Source organism: Flavobacterium rivuli WB 3.3-2 = DSM 21788 (assembly GCF_000378485.1).
In the GTDB taxonomy this organism is placed as follows: Bacteria; Bacteroidota; Bacteroidia; order Flavobacteriales; family Flavobacteriaceae; genus Flavobacterium; species Flavobacterium rivuli.
Window position 1 is genome coordinate 655911 of sequence record NZ_KB899967.1, and the last position, 18185, is coordinate 674095.

Annotated in this window: 12 protein-coding genes; 6 read left to right on the plus strand and 6 right to left on the minus strand. The window is 40.3% G+C overall.

All coding sequences use genetic code 11. The annotated features are described in order from the left end of the window. Positions 1-2: 2 nt before the first annotated feature. The gene (locus F565_RS0106530) at positions 3-2405 is read right to left on the minus strand and encodes a glycoside hydrolase family 31 protein (RefSeq protein ID WP_020212401.1); all 2403 of its coding nucleotides are present in this window, start codon (positions 2403-2405) and stop codon (positions 3-5) included. Between the two features lie 220 nt (positions 2406-2625). Beyond that, on the minus strand, positions 2626-5751 hold the full coding sequence (lacZ, locus tag F565_RS0106535) for a beta-galactosidase, LacZ type (protein ID WP_020212402.1): 3126 nt from the start codon (positions 5749-5751) through the stop codon (positions 2626-2628). A 455-nt stretch (positions 5752-6206) separates the two neighbouring features. Between lacZ and mgrA the strand changes: the two genes are divergently transcribed. Continuing rightward, complete coding sequence (gene mgrA / locus F565_RS0106540) at positions 6207-7199, plus strand: L-glyceraldehyde 3-phosphate reductase (RefSeq protein ID WP_020212403.1); 993 nt, start codon at positions 6207-6209, stop codon at positions 7197-7199. 700 nt (positions 7200-7899) lie between these two features. Here mgrA and odhB read toward each other — a convergent pair. Further along, positions 7900-9165, minus strand: coding sequence for a 2-oxoglutarate dehydrogenase complex dihydrolipoyllysine-residue succinyltransferase (gene odhB / locus F565_RS0106550; protein WP_020212405.1), 1266 nt, complete (start codon positions 9163-9165; stop codon positions 7900-7902). Between the two features lie 51 nt (positions 9166-9216). Beyond that, complete coding sequence (locus F565_RS0106555) at positions 9217-12027, minus strand: 2-oxoglutarate dehydrogenase E1 component (protein WP_020212406.1); 2811 nt, start codon at positions 12025-12027, stop codon at positions 9217-9219. Positions 12028-12142: 115 nt separating this feature from the next. Between F565_RS0106555 and F565_RS0106560 the strand changes: the two genes are divergently transcribed. Then, positions 12143-12694, plus strand: coding sequence for a hypothetical protein (locus F565_RS0106560; RefSeq protein ID WP_020212407.1), 552 nt, complete (start codon positions 12143-12145; stop codon positions 12692-12694). A 199-nt stretch (positions 12695-12893) separates the two neighbouring features. On the opposite strand, the gene F565_RS0106565 is transcribed toward F565_RS0106560, so the two are convergent. Together F565_RS0106565 and F565_RS0106570 are read right to left on the minus strand one after the other, a co-directional pair. Next, entirely contained in the window at positions 12894-13247 is a 354-nt protein-coding gene (locus F565_RS0106565; RefSeq protein WP_020212408.1) for a hypothetical protein, read from the minus strand. A 39-nt stretch (positions 13248-13286) separates the two neighbouring features. Continuing rightward, complete coding sequence (locus tag F565_RS0106570) at positions 13287-14261, minus strand: polyprenyl synthetase family protein (protein WP_020212409.1); 975 nt, start codon at positions 14259-14261, stop codon at positions 13287-13289. A 148-nt stretch (positions 14262-14409) separates the two neighbouring features. Between F565_RS0106570 and F565_RS0106575 the strand changes: the two genes are divergently transcribed. From F565_RS0106575 to F565_RS0106590, 4 genes are all read left to right on the plus strand, one after another. Further along, complete coding sequence (locus F565_RS0106575; protein ID WP_020212410.1) at positions 14410-15024, plus strand: TetR/AcrR family transcriptional regulator; 615 nt, start codon at positions 14410-14412, stop codon at positions 15022-15024. A 75-nt stretch (positions 15025-15099) separates the two neighbouring features. Next, the gene (locus F565_RS0106580; protein WP_020212411.1) at positions 15100-15696 is read left to right on the plus strand and encodes a TetR/AcrR family transcriptional regulator; all 597 of its coding nucleotides are present in this window, start codon (positions 15100-15102) and stop codon (positions 15694-15696) included. Between the two features lie 35 nt (positions 15697-15731). Then, positions 15732-17108 (plus strand): TolC family protein, encoded by a 1377-nt coding sequence (locus F565_RS0106585; RefSeq protein ID WP_231559601.1) that lies wholly within the window; start codon positions 15732-15734, stop codon positions 17106-17108. A 7-nt stretch (positions 17109-17115) separates the two neighbouring features. Continuing rightward, positions 17116-18177 carry an efflux RND transporter periplasmic adaptor subunit gene (locus F565_RS0106590; protein ID WP_020212413.1) on the plus strand — a complete coding sequence of 354 codons (1062 nt, stop codon included), beginning with the start codon at positions 17116-17118 and terminating at the stop codon, positions 18175-18177. The last annotated feature ends 8 nt before the right edge of the window (positions 18178-18185 follow it).

Genomic DNA, 18185 nt, shown 5'->3' on the forward strand with positions numbered 1-18185 from the left:
TACTATAACTTTATCGTCAGTTTTTTGCCAGTATATGTTACCGTTTTATCTATTTTTGAAGATTTCGCATTACCTGTTCCTTTTTGCGGTGTAACCAATACCACATTAAATTTACGGGAAGTAAGCATACCCGGAAACTTGCCCTCAACATCATTTATAGTAAGTGTTTTATTCTTATCACTCCAGTTAAATTTAATAGTTGCAAAAGCACCTTTCTCGTAATTATAGTTATCATTCTCATCTTCATACAATGTAAACTCACCATCGGCTCCGGCATAAACCCTTAGCTCCAGATCATCCCATTTCTTCTCTGTAGCATATTGCACTTTAGGGCCAAATGGAAGTATTGTACCGGCTTTTATGTAAAGCGGAATAATATCTACCGGTACTTCTTTAGTTACCGTTGTCCCGCCATTATGCGTTTGCCCGGTCCAGAAATCATACCAGCCTGTCCCTTTAGGTAAGTAAACATCCTGCTTACCCGTTTTAGAAAAGTCATTTTTACCGTCTTTATTAGTGTACATAGACTTTGTAACCGGAGTAACAAGTATAGAATTACCCAGCATAAACTCTGTATTAAGGTCCCATACTTTCTCGTCCTGCGGGAAATCCATAACCAGTGCACGCATCATTGATGCCGATGACGATGTTACCTGCCACGCATTAGCGTAAATGTAAGGCAACAGGCTATAACGAAGGTTAATATATTTTTCTATACCATCATAAATCCATTCGCCTTTTTTACCAAAGTTATAAATTTCGCGTGGTGTATCTGTACCGTGAGATCGCATCATTGGGGTAAAAGCACCAAACTGCGCCCATCTTAAATACAACTCTTTATATTCCGGATTTTGATTCCCACCTTTAAAACCACCTGCAAAAAAGCCACCTATATCTGCATTCCAATACGGTATACCTGTGAGCGAAAAGTTTACACCCGCAGGAGTTTGTTTGGCAAGGGTTTCCCAACTTGATACGATATCACCGCTCCAGGTATTGGCACCATAACGCTGCTGCCCGGCAAATGCCGAACGTGTAAGGATAAACACACGCTTATCTGACGTTGTTGCACGCTGATGGTCGTACACGCCGCCTACTGTCATTAACGGGAATGCATTCCTTACTTTCCTGAAAGACCCGAGGTAGGTCTTATTATCAAAGTCACTTTCTTTTACGTCCAGGTGGTCAGGATCTGTAGAGTCCATCCACCAGCCGTCTACACCAAGCGAAAAGATGCCTTTATTAAGATATTCCCAGTAAATATCACGCGCTTCTGGATTGTAAGGGTCGTATACCTTTACACCCGATACCGGATCTGTAGGTTTTGCAGGCCATGTATTTACAGCACGCGGCGGCCATGTAACAAAATCCATAAGCATACCTTTATCTTTCATAACCTGGAAAGGTTTTGTTTTTGGACCAAAAGACGCCCAGATAGATATAATCATGTGGGCATTCATTTTATGCACATCATCAACCATTTTCTTTGGGTTAGGAAATTCAGGGTTTAAAAATTCCATAGAGTTCCACTCGTAGTTGTCGCCCCAGTATTGCCAGTCCTGTATAATACCATCTAATGGCACTTGCAGTTCACGGTATTTTTTAACCACATCTACCAGTTGCTTCTGGCTTTCGTACCGTTCCCTGCTTTGCCAAAAACCGTACGTCCATAATGGGAACATAGGTACCTGACCTGTAAGGCCACGCATTTGGCCAATAACGCCGTCGGCATTTTTACCATACATAAAATAGTAATCTACCCCATCGCCCACTTCACTCTCAAAAGAGGTTTCGGCGGTATTATCATTAAAATAAGTAGGCGAATAGTTATCCCAAAAAATACCATACCCTTTAATAGATTGCATTACAGGTACAGCATCTTCAAGGTTATCCTGCCTTAAAAGTAACTTTTGGTTTCTTTGAGACATCTTTGCCCTTTGGTATATACCTAAGCCGTATATAGCTTCATTAGGGTCTAACCTGAAAGCCTGGCGTACTATAAATGTTTTTGAGCCGGCATCGTTAGTAGGGGTAAATTGCGAACCATAATCTTTTTCAGAAAGAAGCGCCTTGCCTGCTAAATCTAAAAATGTTACTGCACCGGTTTTCTGGTCAACGTTTACTTGTACAGCTTTACTTTTCAGGATTAGTAAACTGCCTTCCTGCTTTACGTCTACCGCCGTTTTTTGCGCCTTTGCTATAACCGACAGGCTTTCCTTTTTAAAAGTGCTGCCCTGCGGATGTTTTATTATTCTAACTGTTTCCGGAGTGTAAAACTGTATTTCCACATCCATATTAGCGGTTGTGGCATTTACACCAAGATCTGTTTTCTTGTAGTTTTGTGCAAATAGTACTGTTCCACTAAACAGCCCTATTGCCAAAAAAAAGAATGATTGTTGTTTCATAATATAATTGGTTTATCAGACTTAATCGTTTGCGATAAAATCTAATGGTTTATATGACCACAAGTTTACAGAATATTTTTAAATTAATAAAAAAAATAAGTGTAAATTTTTGTTTTATTATTTTATATCAAATATAAATGCATTATAAATCAAAAACACCCTTCTAAAACAAATAGAAGGGTGTTAATAACAAACGTGTTTAGTGTAATTTATTTATAAACTATTTAGTTTGCGGCACTAAGCTAAGCGTATATGTATACGTGTATTTAGGCGCAGTAAGCATATACTGGGCATGAGGTAACGCACCCCAGCTTGTATCTCCGCCCACGCCGCGTTGTGCAAGGTCTACATGCACATACACTTTATCTTCAGGATGGATATCATTAATATGGGTCTGCGATTTTTTAGGGCCTGCATCAAACCCTTCGGTAGGAACATTAAGTGCACTAAAACCTAACGGCTGGTCTCCCGTAATTTTTAATCCTGTGCCGTTTGCACTTTGTAAAGTTATCCAGCGAACTTCGGTCTTATATCCGTTTTCCTGCGGACGGATATATTGCATAGTAACCTGGTTGGCTACTTTATCATTATAAGTACCTACAAATGATGCCGTATTTCTGTCAGAATAATTTTCCCATGGGCCACGGCCGTAATAGCTAAGGTTATCATAAGCCCCAGGAAGTTCTAAACGCATACCAAAGCGAGGCATTTCCGGCAGGTCTTTACCTGATTTATCTATGCTTGCTGTTACTTTAATACTACCGTCATTTTGTATTAAATAGTTTACTGTGTAAGGAACATCTGCTCCCGATAAAACATATTTAACATCTACAGGCACGCCTGCTGCAGTTTGTTTGCCTACAGTAACGCTTTGTACTTTAGGGTTTTTATTGGCATCTTTCCATACGCCAAGTTTTTTAGGCATATCATTACCAAAATCGTTATCTGTTGGAGCCCTCCAGAAGTACGGAATCGGGAAGTTACTTATAACTTCTTTCTTGTCACTTTTAAGCGTATAACTTTTAATTTCTCCCGTTGCTAAGTTAAATGCTCCTGCAACAGCATCGGTTTCAAAGCTAAGAACGTTGCCGCTCTTTTTAGTTTTAAGTTTGCTTTTTACTTTAGCATCTGCCTTTGTGGCAAAATAATTACCGTTACCAAGTTTAAACTGCTCTCTTGCAATTTCATGGTTAGCAGGTATCATGGCCGTAGCTGCTTTTGTATAAGCATATACATTAAGGTAATATTCTGCATCCGGAGATAGTTTGTCTAAAGCTACATTTTCAGTTTGTATATGCTGTGCATCTGCAATACCTTTAAATATACCTTCTTTAACCTTTACACCATCTTTAAGTAGTTCCCATTTAAAGTTAAACTGGTTTAAATTTGTATAAAAGAAAAGATTTTTAACCGTAAGCTGGTTTTCGCCCTTAAGACTAAATTTTATATCCTGGTATACTTTTTTTACTTCAGCTAAGCCGGGGTGCAAAGTACGGTCGGCACTTATAAGCCCATTGGCACAAAAGTTTTCATCGTTATGCAGGTCTTTGCTGCCAAGGTCGCCACCGTAAGCCCAATAGTGGTTCCCATTAGCATCTTTAGCATCCATACCCTGGTCTACCCAGTCCCAGATAAAACCACCCTGCATGCTTGGGCTTTTAGCCATAATATCGTAGTATTCCTGAAAGTTACCGTTACTGTTGCCCATAGCATGAGAATACTCACACATAATGTAAGGCCTTTTTTTGGTCTTATCATCGGCATACTGATGCATGTGCTTAATTTCAGGGTACATAGGGCACACAATATCAGTATCCTCATTTTCTCCTGCCTGCTCAAACTGAACCGGGCGTGTATTGTCGTGCTCTTTAAGCCATTTGTAGGCATCATAAAAAACCGGGCCGTTACCACACTCATTACCCATAGACCATATAATAATAGCCGGATGGTTTTTATCAACCTCCATCATACGTTTTATACGGTCAAGATGTGCCGGGGCCCATTCCGGCAAATAAGCAGGGTGCTTTGTTTTATCAAATGCCCTTTGCAACTCTGCCCCCATACCGTGGGTTTCTATATTGGCTTCATCTACCATATACATACCATACTCGTCACACAGCTCATATAAATAAGCATCGTGAGGGTAGTGGCACATACGGATAGCGTTAATGTTGTTCTGCTTCATCAGCTCAAGGTCCCTGCGCATTGTTTCGCGGTCAGGTACGTGGCCCTTAACAGGATGGTGCTCGTGTATATTTACTCCGTTTACCATTATGGCATTGCCGTTTACTAACAGCTGCGCATTTTTAATTTCAACTTTCCTAAAGCCTGTCCTGCCCGAAATAACCTGGGCATCATTTTTATTATCACCATCCCAGGCAATAGTATAGCGGTACAGGTTTGGAGTTTCGTTACTCCATTTTTGTACATTATTAATAGTAGTATTAAAATCTACACTTACGGTTGTATTGGTAACCGGTTTTGTAGCCGTAAATACTTCTTTACCACTTGGATCAAGCAGCGTAAATGTAAGGTTCGATTTTTTTATGGTATTTCCTTTAAACTGGCGAAGGTTAACCGCAGCGGTAAACACACCATTTTTATAAGCAGCATCAAGATCGCTTTTAATAAAATAATCCCACACAGCAAGCTTAGGCATAGCCTCAAGGTAAACATCGCGCTCTATACCGCTTAACCTCCAGAAATCCTGATCTTCCAGGTAACTTCCGTCATGCCATCTAAACACCTGCACTGCTAAAAGGTTCTCCCCTTTTTTAAGCAACGATGTAATATCAAACTCGGCAGGGGTTTTCGCTGCTTTGGTCATACCGGCTTCTTTACCATTTACAAACACACGGGCATAACCACTGATAGAACCAAAATGAAGCATCACCTCTTTAGTTCCCCAATCTTCGGGAACGGTAAAAGTTTTACGGTACGTTCCTACCGGATTGTAGTTATTATCAACAAACGGCGGGTTTGCCGGGAACGGATAAATAATGTTTGTATAAATAGGAATATCATAACCCTGCATTTCCCAGTTAGAGGGCACAGGAATGTCTTTCCAGTTTTTATCGTTATAGGCTACCTGGTAAAAATCCTGCGGACGCTCTGCAGGAGTCTTTACAATATTAAATTTCCATGCACCATTAAGGCTTTTATAATATGGCGAACTTTCCGGTTTTTGTGCCGCGGCAGATGCAGCATCTTTATAAATTACAAATTGCGTATGCCCTGCTTCTTTGTTTCGCTCAAATACCGATGGGTTTTCCCATTCGTTCTTTGCCTGCTGCGCAACGAGTACCTGCATACCCAGTAAAAATGCAACTGATAATGTTTTTTTCATATAATTAGGTGTAATTTTTCAATTTATAATATGTAATAATACGGCAAAAAAACTGTCTGCGGAGATAGCTATATTCTTCGCAGACAGGTGTAAAAAACAAAACATAAACTAACCAAAGTTTAACTTTACAATATTTATAATGATAGTGCCACGCTTAAATAAACCTGCGCAACACTAAAACGTTTTAGTAATTTAGGTAATTGCAAATTAAAAGATATATAATAGAAAATAAAGGGGGCAAAATTGAAAAAATAGTGTGGTAAATTTGTAAAATGATATTTCAACAGATATAAAAGGCGTGACATGATAATTTGCATGTTTGTAGAGGCACAGTGAGTAATTTAACAAACAGTAAGATTAAACTTAGTTTACAAACAAAACATTAGTGCGCTGCTTTAATGCAGAAATGCTTTTTTAAGTATATTTATACCTGCAAATAACAAACATTTTAGTACATGAGTTACCAGCCATCTCCTACACGCTACCAAAATATTGAGTATCGCCGTTGCGGCAAAAGCGGCCTTAAACTGTCTGCCCTGTCGCTTGGCCTGTGGCATAATTTTGGTTTTGTTAACGATTTTGAAAACAGCCGAAACATAATACATACTGCTTTTGACAGCGGCATTACCCATTTTGACCTGGCAAACAATTACGGCCCGCCACCGGGATCTGCCGAAGAGGTTTTTGGAAAAATACTGCATAGCGACCTGCAGGGCTATCGCGATGAGCTTATAATCTCGACTAAAGCCGGATACACTATGTGGGATGGGCCTTATGGCGACTGGGGTTCTAAGAAATATTTGGTATCGAGCCTGGACCAAAGCCTTAAGCGCATGAAACTGGATTATGTAGATATTTTTTACCACCACCGCCCTGATCCTGAAACTCCCATTGAAGAAACTATGGCTGCACTCGACCTTATAGTACGCCAGGGTAAGGCACTGTACGCAGGTTTATCTAACTATAATGCGCAGGATGCCCAAAAAGCAATAACAATACTTAAGGAGTTAGGCACGCCATGTTTAATACACCAGCCTAAATACAGCATGTTTGTGCGAGACCCTGAAAACGGGCTTCTTGATGTACTGGGAAATAATGGTGTGGGATGTATACCATTTTCTCCGCTGGCACAGGGATTGCTTACCGATAAATACCTTAACGGCATACCGGCAGACTCCCGAGTGGCTACGAGCGGCGTTTTCCTGAACGAAAGCCACATAACACCTGAAAGGGTTGAAATACTTAAAAAATTAAACGGGGTGGCACTACAGCGTGGCCAGAAACTGGCACACATGGCACTATCGTGGCTGCTTAAGGACAGCAGGGTAACATCTGTACTTATAGGCGCCAGCAGGCCTGAGCAGGTAACAGATTCGTTACAGAGCTTAAAGAATACTGCCTTCAGCAATGAAGAAATAAACGCTATAGAAGCAATCTTAAAACAATAAATAACAAAGCTTTCCTCAACGGAGAGCTCGTTATTTTAACCGGTTAAAGATGGCATTGCTGTTTTTAAAATAAGAATAACTGCCTTGTTTGCCATTAAATTTATGCGCATTCCTTTTTATTATAACACGTATAAAATTAAGCACAAACAACAACAATGCGAGCGAAAGGAATGAGGCTATCCACATAACATTATTTTTTTGTAAAGTTAATTTTCCAACTTCATACAACGATTATACAATATTACGAAATAGTTGCATAATTATGTTTTGAATAAATAACCATTTAGTAACTAAACCTATAACGGTGGTGAAATTAATAAATTGCATACACTTAAAAAATACCTATAATTAGGTATTTTTTAAGTTGTACTTACCTATGAAAACATTTTGAAAAAAATTTATTCACGGGCGTAACAAAATTCCAATTTCTACGTCATATAGCCAGAAGCATACATCAATCAAAAAAGCAAGCAAACCTGTTTTACAGCAGCTTCTAACTGTAAAACAAATGTGCAGTTACTAAAACCATGGTAGCCACACTATGATTTCACCAAAATTAAGGAGTTAGTTATTGGTACAGCCCTGTCCTCATGCAGGGCTTTTTTTTTGCGCAATAAACAGCCTTTTAAAAAAAGTATATAATAAAAATCCCGCTTAGAAATTTCTAAGCGGGATTTTATATATCTAAACTGACTGCTTACTAAAGCTCCAGTGCTTTTTTAGGATTGTTGTCCATTAGCAATTCTAAAGGTTTTTCAAGACCTTCTTTAACTGCTACAAGGAAACCAACAGACTCACGGCCATCAATGATCCTGTGGTCATAAGAAAGTGCCACATACATCATTGGGTGAATTTCTACCTTACCGTTTACAGCAATAGGGCGCTCGATAATATTGTGCATACCTAATATACCAGACTGAGGAGGGTTAATGATAGGTGTAGAAAGCATACTGCCAAACACACCGCCGTTAGTAATGGTAAATGTACCACCTGTCATATCATCTACAGTAATTTGTCCGTCGCGGGCACGAAGCGCAAGACGTTTAATTTCTGCCTCAATACCACGGAAGGTAAGCGTTTCTGCATTTCTTACCACAGGTACCATTAAGCCTTTAGGGCCGGATACTGCAATAGAAACATCAACAAAATCGTAAGCTACCTTATAATCGCCATCCATCATAGAGTTAACATCAGGGAACAATTGTAGTGCCCTTACAACAGCTTTAGTAAAGAAAGACATATAGCCTAAACCTAAACCGCCGTGTTTTGCTTTAAAAGCATCTTTATACTCGTTCCTTATGTTATTTATAGGGGTCATGTTTACTTCGTTAAACGTAGTAAGCATAGCTGTTTCGTTCTTAGCGGCAACTAAACGTTCTGCAACTTTCCTGCGTAGCATAGAAAGCTTAGTACGCTCAGAGCTGCGGTTACCGCCTGTAGGCGTACCCATAGATGGCACCTGGTTAGCGTTAACAGCATCATCTTTAGTAATACGGCCACCTTTACCGGTACCGCTTACTGTAGCTGCATCAATACTTTTTTCGTCTAATATTTTGCGTGCTGCCGGAGATGGCGTTCCGCTTGCATAGCTCTTTTCTGCAGGGGCTTCCTGTTTAGGGGCCTCAGCTTTTGGAGCGTCTGCTTGAGGTGCTTCTTTTTTCTCTTCAGCCTTAGGAGCCTCTTCTTTCTTTTCTTCTTTAGCAGGCGCTGCACCACCATCTGGTTTTGCACCATCAGTATCTATAAGGCAAACTACCTGCCCTACTTTTACTGCATCGCCTTCTTCTGCCTTAAGTGTAATAATACCCGCTACTTCGGCAGGAAGCTCAAGGGTTGCTTTATCAGAATCAACTTCGGCAATTGCCTGGTCCTTCTCTACATAATCTCCGTCTTTTACCAGCCATGTTGCAATTTCAACTTCTGTAATCGATTCCCCGGGAGAGGGAACTTTCATTTCTAAAATCATGTCAGTATAATTTTATTGGTGTTGCTATATTATTGAAAATCAAAAATACAATTAATTAAACAAATCTTTATTAAAAACCATGGCAATAGCGGCGGCATGGCGTTTTTTAGAACGGGTATAACTACCCGCAGCAGGCGCGCTGTATGCCTTAAGCGATGCAAGGCGCAGTTTAACCTCATTAAAGTTCATAAGCATGTAGCTGTAAGCACCCATATTTTTAGGCTCTTCCTGTGCCCATACATAATCATCTGCATTAGGGTATTTTGCAATGATAGCCTTAAGCTGCTCTACCGGTAAAGGGAACAGTTGCTCTATCCTTACAAAAGCCACATCATCACGTTTAAGGTTTTCTCTCTCTGCAATAAGGTCATAATAGAATTTACCTGTACAGAATACTAAAGTTTTCACTTTATCTGCTTCTGCAGCAGGGTCGTCTAATACTTCCTGGAATGTACCGTTAGCAAACTCCTCTACCGTACTTACCACAAGTGGGTGGCGCAGTAAACTTTTAGGAGTAAATACTATAAGCGGTTTGCGGTAGGTTGTTTTCATCTGCCTTCTTAAAAGGTGGAAGAAGTTAGCGGGTGTAGTACAGTCGGCCACAAACATATTGTGGTTTGCGCAAAGCTGCAGGTAACGCTCCATACGGGCACTACTGTGCTCAGCACCCTGGCCTTCATAACCATGTGGCAGTAACATTACAAGGCCGTTCTGGTTGTTCCATTTATCCTCTGCTGCAGATATGTACTGGTCTATCATGATCTGGGCACCGTTAGAGAAATCTCCAAACTGTGCTTCCCAGATAGTAAGCGCTTTAGGGTTAGCAAGGGCATAGCCATAATCAAAGCCCACTACAGCATACTCTGACAGTAATGAGTTAAAGATATTGAATTTACCATTTTGCTCTTTAAGCTGTGTAAGTGCCACATATTCTTCTTCACTGTCTTCTACCTTAACAACGGCATGGCGGTGAGAGAAGGTTCCTCTCTCTACATCCTGGCCAGACAGGCGAACGTCGTACCCTTCGGTAATCAGCGACCCATAAGCAAGCAATTCGGCCATGGCCCAATCCAGCTTATCGGTTTCAAAATACATGTTTTTCCTGTCGTTAACAAGCTTTTGAACTTTGTTCATAAACTTTTTATCCGTAGGAAGCTCTGTAATAACCTTCGCAATATCATCAAGCATTTCCCTTGAGAAAGCTGTATTTACTTTTTGAAGCATTACATCGGCATCAGCCTGTGCAAATCCTTCCCATTCATTTTGCATGAAAGGGGTAATTACTGTAAGGTCTTTTTTACGCGATGCTTCAAGGTTTTCTTCAAGCTTAGCTTTATATTCTTTTTCAAGTGTGCTTACATAATCGCCATCTATAACACCGGCAGCAACAAGGCTATCGGCATACAGGTCTCTTGGATTTTTATGTGTAGCAATAATTTTATATAATTTAGGCTGGGTAAAACGCGGTTCATCACCTTCGTTATGGCCATATTTACGGTAACCTAACAAATCTATAAATACATCTGTACCAAACTCCATCCTGTAGTCAAGCGCAAATAACATGGCATGTACCACAGCTTCGGCATCGTCTGCATTTACGTGCAGTACCGGCGAGAGCGTAACCTTAGCCACATCTGTACAATACGTACTTGAACGTGCATCAAGATAATTGGTTGTAAAACCTACCTGATTGTTAACCACAAGGTGAATGGTACCCCCTGTTTTATAACCGTCAAGCTTTGCCATTTGTACAATTTCGTACACAATACCCTGACCTGCAATAGCAGCATCGCCATGAAGCGCAATAGGAAGTACTTTGCTAAAATCATCAGGATAATATTTATCCTGCTTAGCACGGGCAATACCCTCTATAACAGCACCTACCGTTTCCAAGTGAGATGGGTTTGGCGCAAGGTTAAGGTTAACCTGTTTACCACCTTTAGTCACTTTTTGAGATGTAAGGCCTAAGTGGTATTTAACGTCGCCATCAAAAAGGGCATCGTCATCATAGTCTTTACCGTCAAATTCACTAAAGATATCCGATGTTGATTTGCCAAACACATTTGCAAGCACGCTAAGGCGGCCCCTGTGCGGCATACCCACTACAAACTGCTCTACACCTTTATCGGCAGCAGCCTCAATAAGTGCATCAATAGCAGGTATTAAAGACTCTCCACCTTCCAGCGAAAAACGTTTTTGGCCTACATATTTTGTATGAAGGAAGCTCTCGAAAGAAACTGCCTCGTTTAATTTAAAAAGAATGTTCTTTTTCTGCTCTGCATTAAAATCAGGCTCATTGTTATTTACAGACAGCCTGTTTTGTATCCACTTCCTGGTTTTAGGATCGCGAATGTACATGTACTCTATACCAATGTGGCCACAGTACACTTTTTGCAGATGGTCTACAATTGCCCTTAAAGACGATGGTGGCAAGCCCACTTCTTTACCTGCATCAAATACAGTGTCAAGATCGGCATCGTTTAAGCCAAAGTTAGAAAGGTCCAGTGTAGGAGAAAAATTCCTGCGTTCCCTAACAGGGTTGGTCTTGGTAAAAAGGTGTCCGCGGGTACGGTAACCTTCAATCAGGCTAAGTACCTTAAACTCTTTTTGTAGTTTTTCGGGGATGCCCGAATAATCAGAAACCGGTGCCTGCGGGGCCGAAGCCTGCGGAGCACTTGCAGTTTGCTGTTGTGGCGCAGCAGCTTCTGTAAAGCCTGATCCGTAGTCGGACGCTGCAAAATCAAATCCCTGGAAGAAGCTTCTCCAGCTTGGCTCCACGCTATCGGGATTCTCAATATATTGATCGTATAAATCTGCGAAAAAAGCAGTATGTGCTGCATTCAAAAAGGAAAACCTGTCCATACTTATATATTTGCGAACTTGTTTTTAATAAATTTTGTACAAAAGTACACCAATTATAATAATCTTTCAACGTTTTTTATATATTTATGCTTACTAACTATACACGCACCCCTGTATGCAACCACGCTTTATCATTTTTTTAACAAAAAGACTCGCACTAATCGCAATCTGCTTACAATTTGTAAATGCTAATGCGCAGGACAGCGTTAATTTTTGGCAAAAGGTGCGTTTTGGAGGTTCGGCAGGTGTGGGTTTTGGCAGCGGCTATACCGATGTAAGTTTAGCACCGGGAGCCATATACCAGTTTAACCAGTATGTAGCCCTTGGCCTTGGCGTTCAGGGTACTTATGTGCACCAACGCGATTATTATGATTCGTTTATTTACGGGGGATCTGTGGTGGTGCTTTTAAACCCAATTCCACAGGTACAGCTATCGGCAGAGTTGGAGCAATTGCGCGTTAACCTTGATGTTGACGAAAGGTTTAATGACCGGTATTTAAATACCCTTAATTATAGGGATCGCGATTTTTGGAATACCGCCCTGTTTCTTGGTGCCGGTTACCAAATGGAAAACGTTACCGTAGGGCTGCGTTATAATGTGCTTTTTAATAAACGGGATTTGGTGTACAGTGATGCGCTGATGCCGTTTATCAGGGTTTATTTTTAGATATAGTTATTGCTAATTATTTACACATCGGGTTAGTCATTACGGAGTTAGTAATAACCTAAGCTCAAACACACCCCCAACCCCTCTCAAGAGGGGAGCCAGCAACACTCGGCCGTGAAAAGATCTGTGAAAAAATCCGTGTAAATCCACGTCATCCGCGTTCCATTTTCCAAATCAACAAATCAATGCATTAACAAAACTAATATTTATTCCTAAACCATACTTTTTGCCATTCCCTTTTAAGTATCAGGAATGAAACCTCTTCGGATAGTTGGACCAAATCTGAGCCGTCGAGCTTTTTCATTTGCTCCTCAGACACATCGATGATGTAAAGCAGGTTTAAGTATTCGGCAAATTTGTAGTGCAGCATACGGTATATTTTTTCATGCAGCTGTACTTTAAGTTCGTAAGGCGTGGTGCTTTTAGGAAAATCTATAGGCTCATTAGCGAGGTTAAAATCTTTGTTTATCTGTTCTAAAAGCTTTGAATAAAGATTTTCACCTTCGGCTTCGGCAAGCAAAAGATCTGTAGTTTGGGGAGCAATAAATACCATTATAAATCTATTTTTTTCTTTCTTTTCCTAAATAGGCGCTTACACATTCCTACCCATAAGCTTACTCCCAAAATCTTTAAGAGCCGCCTTTTTATCCTGAGATATATCAAGTTTTTCTAAAGTTTTAAAAGCTTTAAAGGTATATTCTTCAATCGCTTTTTGCGTAGCTAAAGATGCACCTGTAGCATTAAAAATCTCTTTAACCGCCGCTATTTTATCAGAGCTATCCTCAGGGTGTGCAGAAAATAAACCCTGCAATTGTATTGCCTGTTCCGGCTGGGCAAACTCCTTGGCCTTAAGGTAAAGGTACGTTTTTTTATTTTCTATAATATCGCCACCTACCTGCTTGCCAAAGGTTTCAGGGTTACCAAAAGCATCCAAGTAATCGTCCTGCAACTGGAAAGCAATGCCCAGGTTAAGCCCGAAGTTGTAGATTAAATTGCAATTTTCCTGAGATGTTTTAGCCACAATAGCCCCCATTTGCATGGCCGCCCCCACTAAAACCGCAGTTTTATATTCAATCATTTTAAGATATTCCGGAATAGTAACATCTGTACGCTCTTCAAAATCGACATCCCACTGCTGGCCTTCGCAAACCTCAAGAGCAGTTTTACTAAAAAGTTTTGCAAGCGAACGGAATGTTTCCGGCTCATATTCTTCAAAATGCCTGTATGCCATAATAAGCATGGCATCTCCCGATAATATGCCTGTATTAATATTCCACTTTTCATGCACCGTCTGATTGCCGCGGCGCAGGGGCGCATCGTCCATAATATCATCATGCACCAGCGAGAAGTTATGAAATATCTCAACCGCCACTGCTGCCTGCAACGCCTCATGGCAATCTGTATTAAATATTTCGGCGGCCATGAGCGTGAGCACGGGGCGCATCCTTTTACCGCCAAGCGATAATATATAACTTATAGGATCGTAAAGATTTGCGGGTTCTTTTATAATTGTTGCGGTTGCAAAATATTTTGAGATAACTTCCTGGTAATACCCTATGGATTGCATGTAGCTAAATTTTTTTTGCTAAAGTAAAGCATTCCGCATTCTTATCAAAGCATGTTAAGATACCGTAATATTAAACAAAAACTTTGGAAACTTTTTTTGTTTATAAAGTTTCCTGATTATCTTTGCACCCTGAAAATGAGGTAAGATAATGAAAGAACAGATATTAAATAAAGCCACAGAAATGTTTTTAACCCTTGGTTACAAGAGCGTTACTATGGATGAAATTGCTACAGAAATGGGCATCTCTAAAAAAACGATCTATCAGCATTTTGCTAATAAAAACGATTTGGTAGAGGCAAGTGCCATGCTTTTGTTTCAACGGATATCTGATGGAATCGATTTAATAAGGGCTGAAGAACACAATCCTATTGTAGAATTTTTCATTATAAGAAATTTCCTTTCCCATATTTTAAAAGACGAAACCTCTTCTCCCCTGCACCAGTTACAAAAGTTTTTCCCTGTTATATTTAAAACACTTCGGGATTACCAGTTTGATAAAATGCACGACTGCATGTACGAAAATATTGAACGCGGTATCGCATCCGGATTTTACAGGCCTGATATTAATATAGATTTTGTGAGCCGCATTTATTTTTCGGGCGTGGTTGCAACTAAAGACGCACAAATATTTCCGGAGAATTTGTACAAGATGGACAACTTAACACTTCAATTTCTTGATTATCACTTACGATCGTTAGTTACAACATCAGGCTTAGCAGTACTTACGAAAACAATTGCGGAAAATTTGTCAAAAAAAAATTAAGATTTTAATTGTGTTTAACAAAATTGTCAATAAATTTGCGTTGACAAAAATGTCAAACAAAATAGTTAAACAAATATGTCAGCTAAAATAACCGATCAGGATACAGAGCAGTTGATAAAAGATACCGCCAAGAGGGTTTTCTTTGGCGAAGGCCGATTTAATGCCACAACACAGGAAATTGCCGATGCAGCCGGAGTAAACCGTACTCTTATAAATTATTATTTCAGGTCAAGGAACAATCTATTTGATATAGTATTTCAGGATGCGCAGGAACAGGAGCATAACATTTTAGAAGAAATTGTTTTTGCAGATATTTCTTTTAAGGAAAAAATAAGCCGTAACCTGGATGCGTTTTTTGAACAGAGTAAAAAATATCCCTATCTGGAAATATATATGGTAACCCAAATGAACCAGGGCAACTGTTATAAAGACAAGGAACACATGAACCTACTGCTCGACAAGTTTTACCTGGAGGTAGCACTGGAAATGGAGCGGGGCAACATACATAAAATGCGCCCTGAGCAATTTGTACTCAACTTTGTGTCGCTTATGTCGTTTCCGGTATCTATGAGGCCACTGCTGCAGGAAACTATGGGGTTTACAAAAGAGAGTTACGACACCCTGTTAGAAGAAAGAAAAGACGTGATAATGAACACGTTATTTATTAAATAGAATTCATCAATCAATTAATTAACAGTTACACACACATGAAGACCACACGTAACAAGATGCGCATTTTCCTGCAAAGGATGGTTCTGCTCATGGTTCTTTTAGGAGCTCCTGTACTGCATGCTCAAGTGCCTGCAAAGGAGCTTACCCTTAAAGATGCCATTACCTACGCGCTCGAAAACAAGGCCGACTCTAAAAAGGCAAAACTATCTGTAGAGAACAGCGAATACCAGATACAGGAAGTTCGCGCCCGTGCTTTGCCTACCATTACTGCTAACGGTAACCTTACCTTTAACCCTATATTACAGCTTAATGCATTACCCGGCCAGTTTTTTGGCGGGCCGGAAGGATCTGTTATCCTTGCACCACTGGGGCAAAAATGGAGTTCTACAGCAGGTGTAAACCTTACGCAGAATATTTTTGACCAGTCGGTTTTTACAGGACTTAAAGCAGCAAAGACCACACGCGAATTTTACCAGGTTAACGCCCAGCTTACAGAAGAGCAGGTTATAGAGCGAGTTGCCAATAACTACTACCAGGTGTACGTTCAGCGCCAGAAACTTACTGTTATAGACAGCACCCTTAAAAATACTACCGAGGTTAGGGATATTATAAAAGGCCAGTATGACAGCGGCCTTGCCCGTAAAATAGACCTTGACAGGATGAATGTTAACCTAAGCAATATAAAAACACAGCGCCAGCAAATTGTTAACGCTGTAGTGCTACAGGAAAACACGCTTAAGTTTTATATGGGTATGCCTATAGAAACAAAAATTGTTATCCCTAAAACAGAGTTTAATGTTACACCCTTAAACATTAACGAAACTCCGGATGCCACAAACCTTACACAATATCAATTGCTTAAAAAACAGGAGCAATTGTATTATTATAATAAAAAGGCAATGCAGGCAGAGTACTACCCTACACTTGCACTTACGGCAGGTTACAATTACATTGGCCAGGGACCGCAATTGCCATGGTTTGCAAAATCGTCGGATAATGTATATTGGTCAGATTTCTCCACTATAGGTGCTAATATAAAAGTACCAATTTTTAACGGTTTTGCAACCCGCTCGAAAGTTCGCCAGGCGGATATTGACCTGAGAAAAACCAAAGAAGACCTTATAGATACCAAGCTGTCTTTAGACCTTGCTTTCCAAAATGCAAAAACGCAAATAAGCAACAGCCTTATTACCATTAGCAACCAAAAAGAAAACGTGCAGCTTGCACAGGACGTTCTGGATAATACCCAAAACAATTATCAGCAGGGGCTTGCCACCTTAACCGACCTTCTGGATGCAGAGAACTCTTACATTGAGGCACAAAATAATTATAACACTGCGCTGCTTGACTTTAAACTTGCAGAAGTACAGCTAATAAAATCAAAAGGCGAATTAAAAACCCTTATAAACTAACCATAAGATGAAAAAAGTATTATACGTAGTAGTAGGCATAGCTGTTATAGGGCTTATCGCTTTTATACTTACTAATAACAAAAAGAAGAACGAGAACGAAACAGAGCAGATATCTAAAACGAACAGCACTGTTGCCGTAAGGATTGATACTGTTAAAACCGAAGTACCTAACCTTGATTATATTGCTAACGGCACGTTTGCACCTTCTCAGGAGCTAAGCTTCCCGTCTGAAAATTCAGGGCGTGTAATAAGAGTACTGGTAGATGAAGGAGATGTTGTGCGCAAAGGACAGGTGCTTGCCGTTATAAAAGGCGACCAGTTAAATATAGAACTTAGCAACGCGCAGGCAGCTTATCAAAATGCACAGTCTGACAGCCAGCGTTATGAAAATGCATTTAAAACAGGTGGTGTTACAAAACAACAGGTAGACCAGGCCAAGCTTGCGCTTGTTAATGCTAAAGCACGTGTAGACCAGGCTAAAATAAACTATGGCGATGCAAGCATTAAAGCGAGCATAAATGGTATAGTAAACAAGCGTAACATAGAGCCGGGTAGCGTTGTTGCCCCGGGAACTGTATTGTTTGACCTTGTAGATGTATCTACCCTTAAGCTTAAGGTTAATGTAGATGAGCAGCATGTTGCAGGCCTTAAAACAGGTACAGCCATTAAAGTAAAAGCAAGTGTTTACCCGGATAAGGAATTTAACGGCAAGGTTACATTTGTTGCCCCTAAGGCAGACGGATCGTTAAACTTTCCTGTAGAAATTGAAGTTGCCAATAACCCTAATAGCGAAATTAAGGCTGGTATGTATGGTACGGCAAACTTTACAGCAGGTGCTGCACAAAAGGTTGCTGTTAAAACCATTCCTCGGGTAGCTTTTGTAGGCGGTGTGGCAAACAACCAGGTTTTCGTGGTGAAAGACGGTGCCGTTACACTTGTAAAAATTGTATCAGGACGCATATTTGGTGAAGAGGTGGAAGTACTTGACGGCCTTAATGAAGGTGATATTGTAGTAACCAGTGGCCAGATTAACTTAACAAACGGCTCTAAAGTAACGCCTATTAAATAAGTCTTAAG

Coding starts and splice junctions, on each gene's coding strand:
- mgrA (WP_020212403.1), top strand. CDS start 6,207: ATGAGTTACCAGCCATCTCCTACACGCTACCAAAATATTGAGTATCGC.
- F565_RS0106590 (WP_020212413.1), top strand. CDS start 17,116: ATGAAAAAAGTATTATACGTAGTAGTAGGCATAGCTGTTATAGGGCTT.
- odhB (WP_020212405.1), bottom strand. CDS start 9,165: ATGATTTTAGAAATGAAAGTTCCCTCTCCCGGGGAATCGATTACAGAA.
- F565_RS0106530 (WP_020212401.1), bottom strand. CDS start 2,405: ATGAAACAACAATCATTCTTTTTTTTGGCAATAGGGCTGTTTAGTGGA.
- F565_RS0106560 (WP_020212407.1), top strand. CDS start 12,143: ATGCAACCACGCTTTATCATTTTTTTAACAAAAAGACTCGCACTAATC.
- F565_RS0106565 (WP_020212408.1), bottom strand. CDS start 13,247: ATGGTATTTATTGCTCCCCAAACTACAGATCTTTTGCTTGCCGAAGCC.
- lacZ (WP_020212402.1), bottom strand. CDS start 5,751: ATGAAAAAAACATTATCAGTTGCATTTTTACTGGGTATGCAGGTACTC.
- F565_RS0106575 (WP_020212410.1), top strand. CDS start 14,410: ATGAAAGAACAGATATTAAATAAAGCCACAGAAATGTTTTTAACCCTT.
- F565_RS0106570 (WP_020212409.1), bottom strand. CDS start 14,261: ATGCAATCCATAGGGTATTACCAGGAAGTTATCTCAAAATATTTTGCA.
- F565_RS0106580 (WP_020212411.1), top strand. CDS start 15,100: ATGTCAGCTAAAATAACCGATCAGGATACAGAGCAGTTGATAAAAGAT.
- F565_RS0106555 (WP_020212406.1), bottom strand. CDS start 12,027: ATGGACAGGTTTTCCTTTTTGAATGCAGCACATACTGCTTTTTTCGCA.
- F565_RS0106585 (WP_231559601.1), top strand. CDS start 15,732: ATGAAGACCACACGTAACAAGATGCGCATTTTCCTGCAAAGGATGGTT.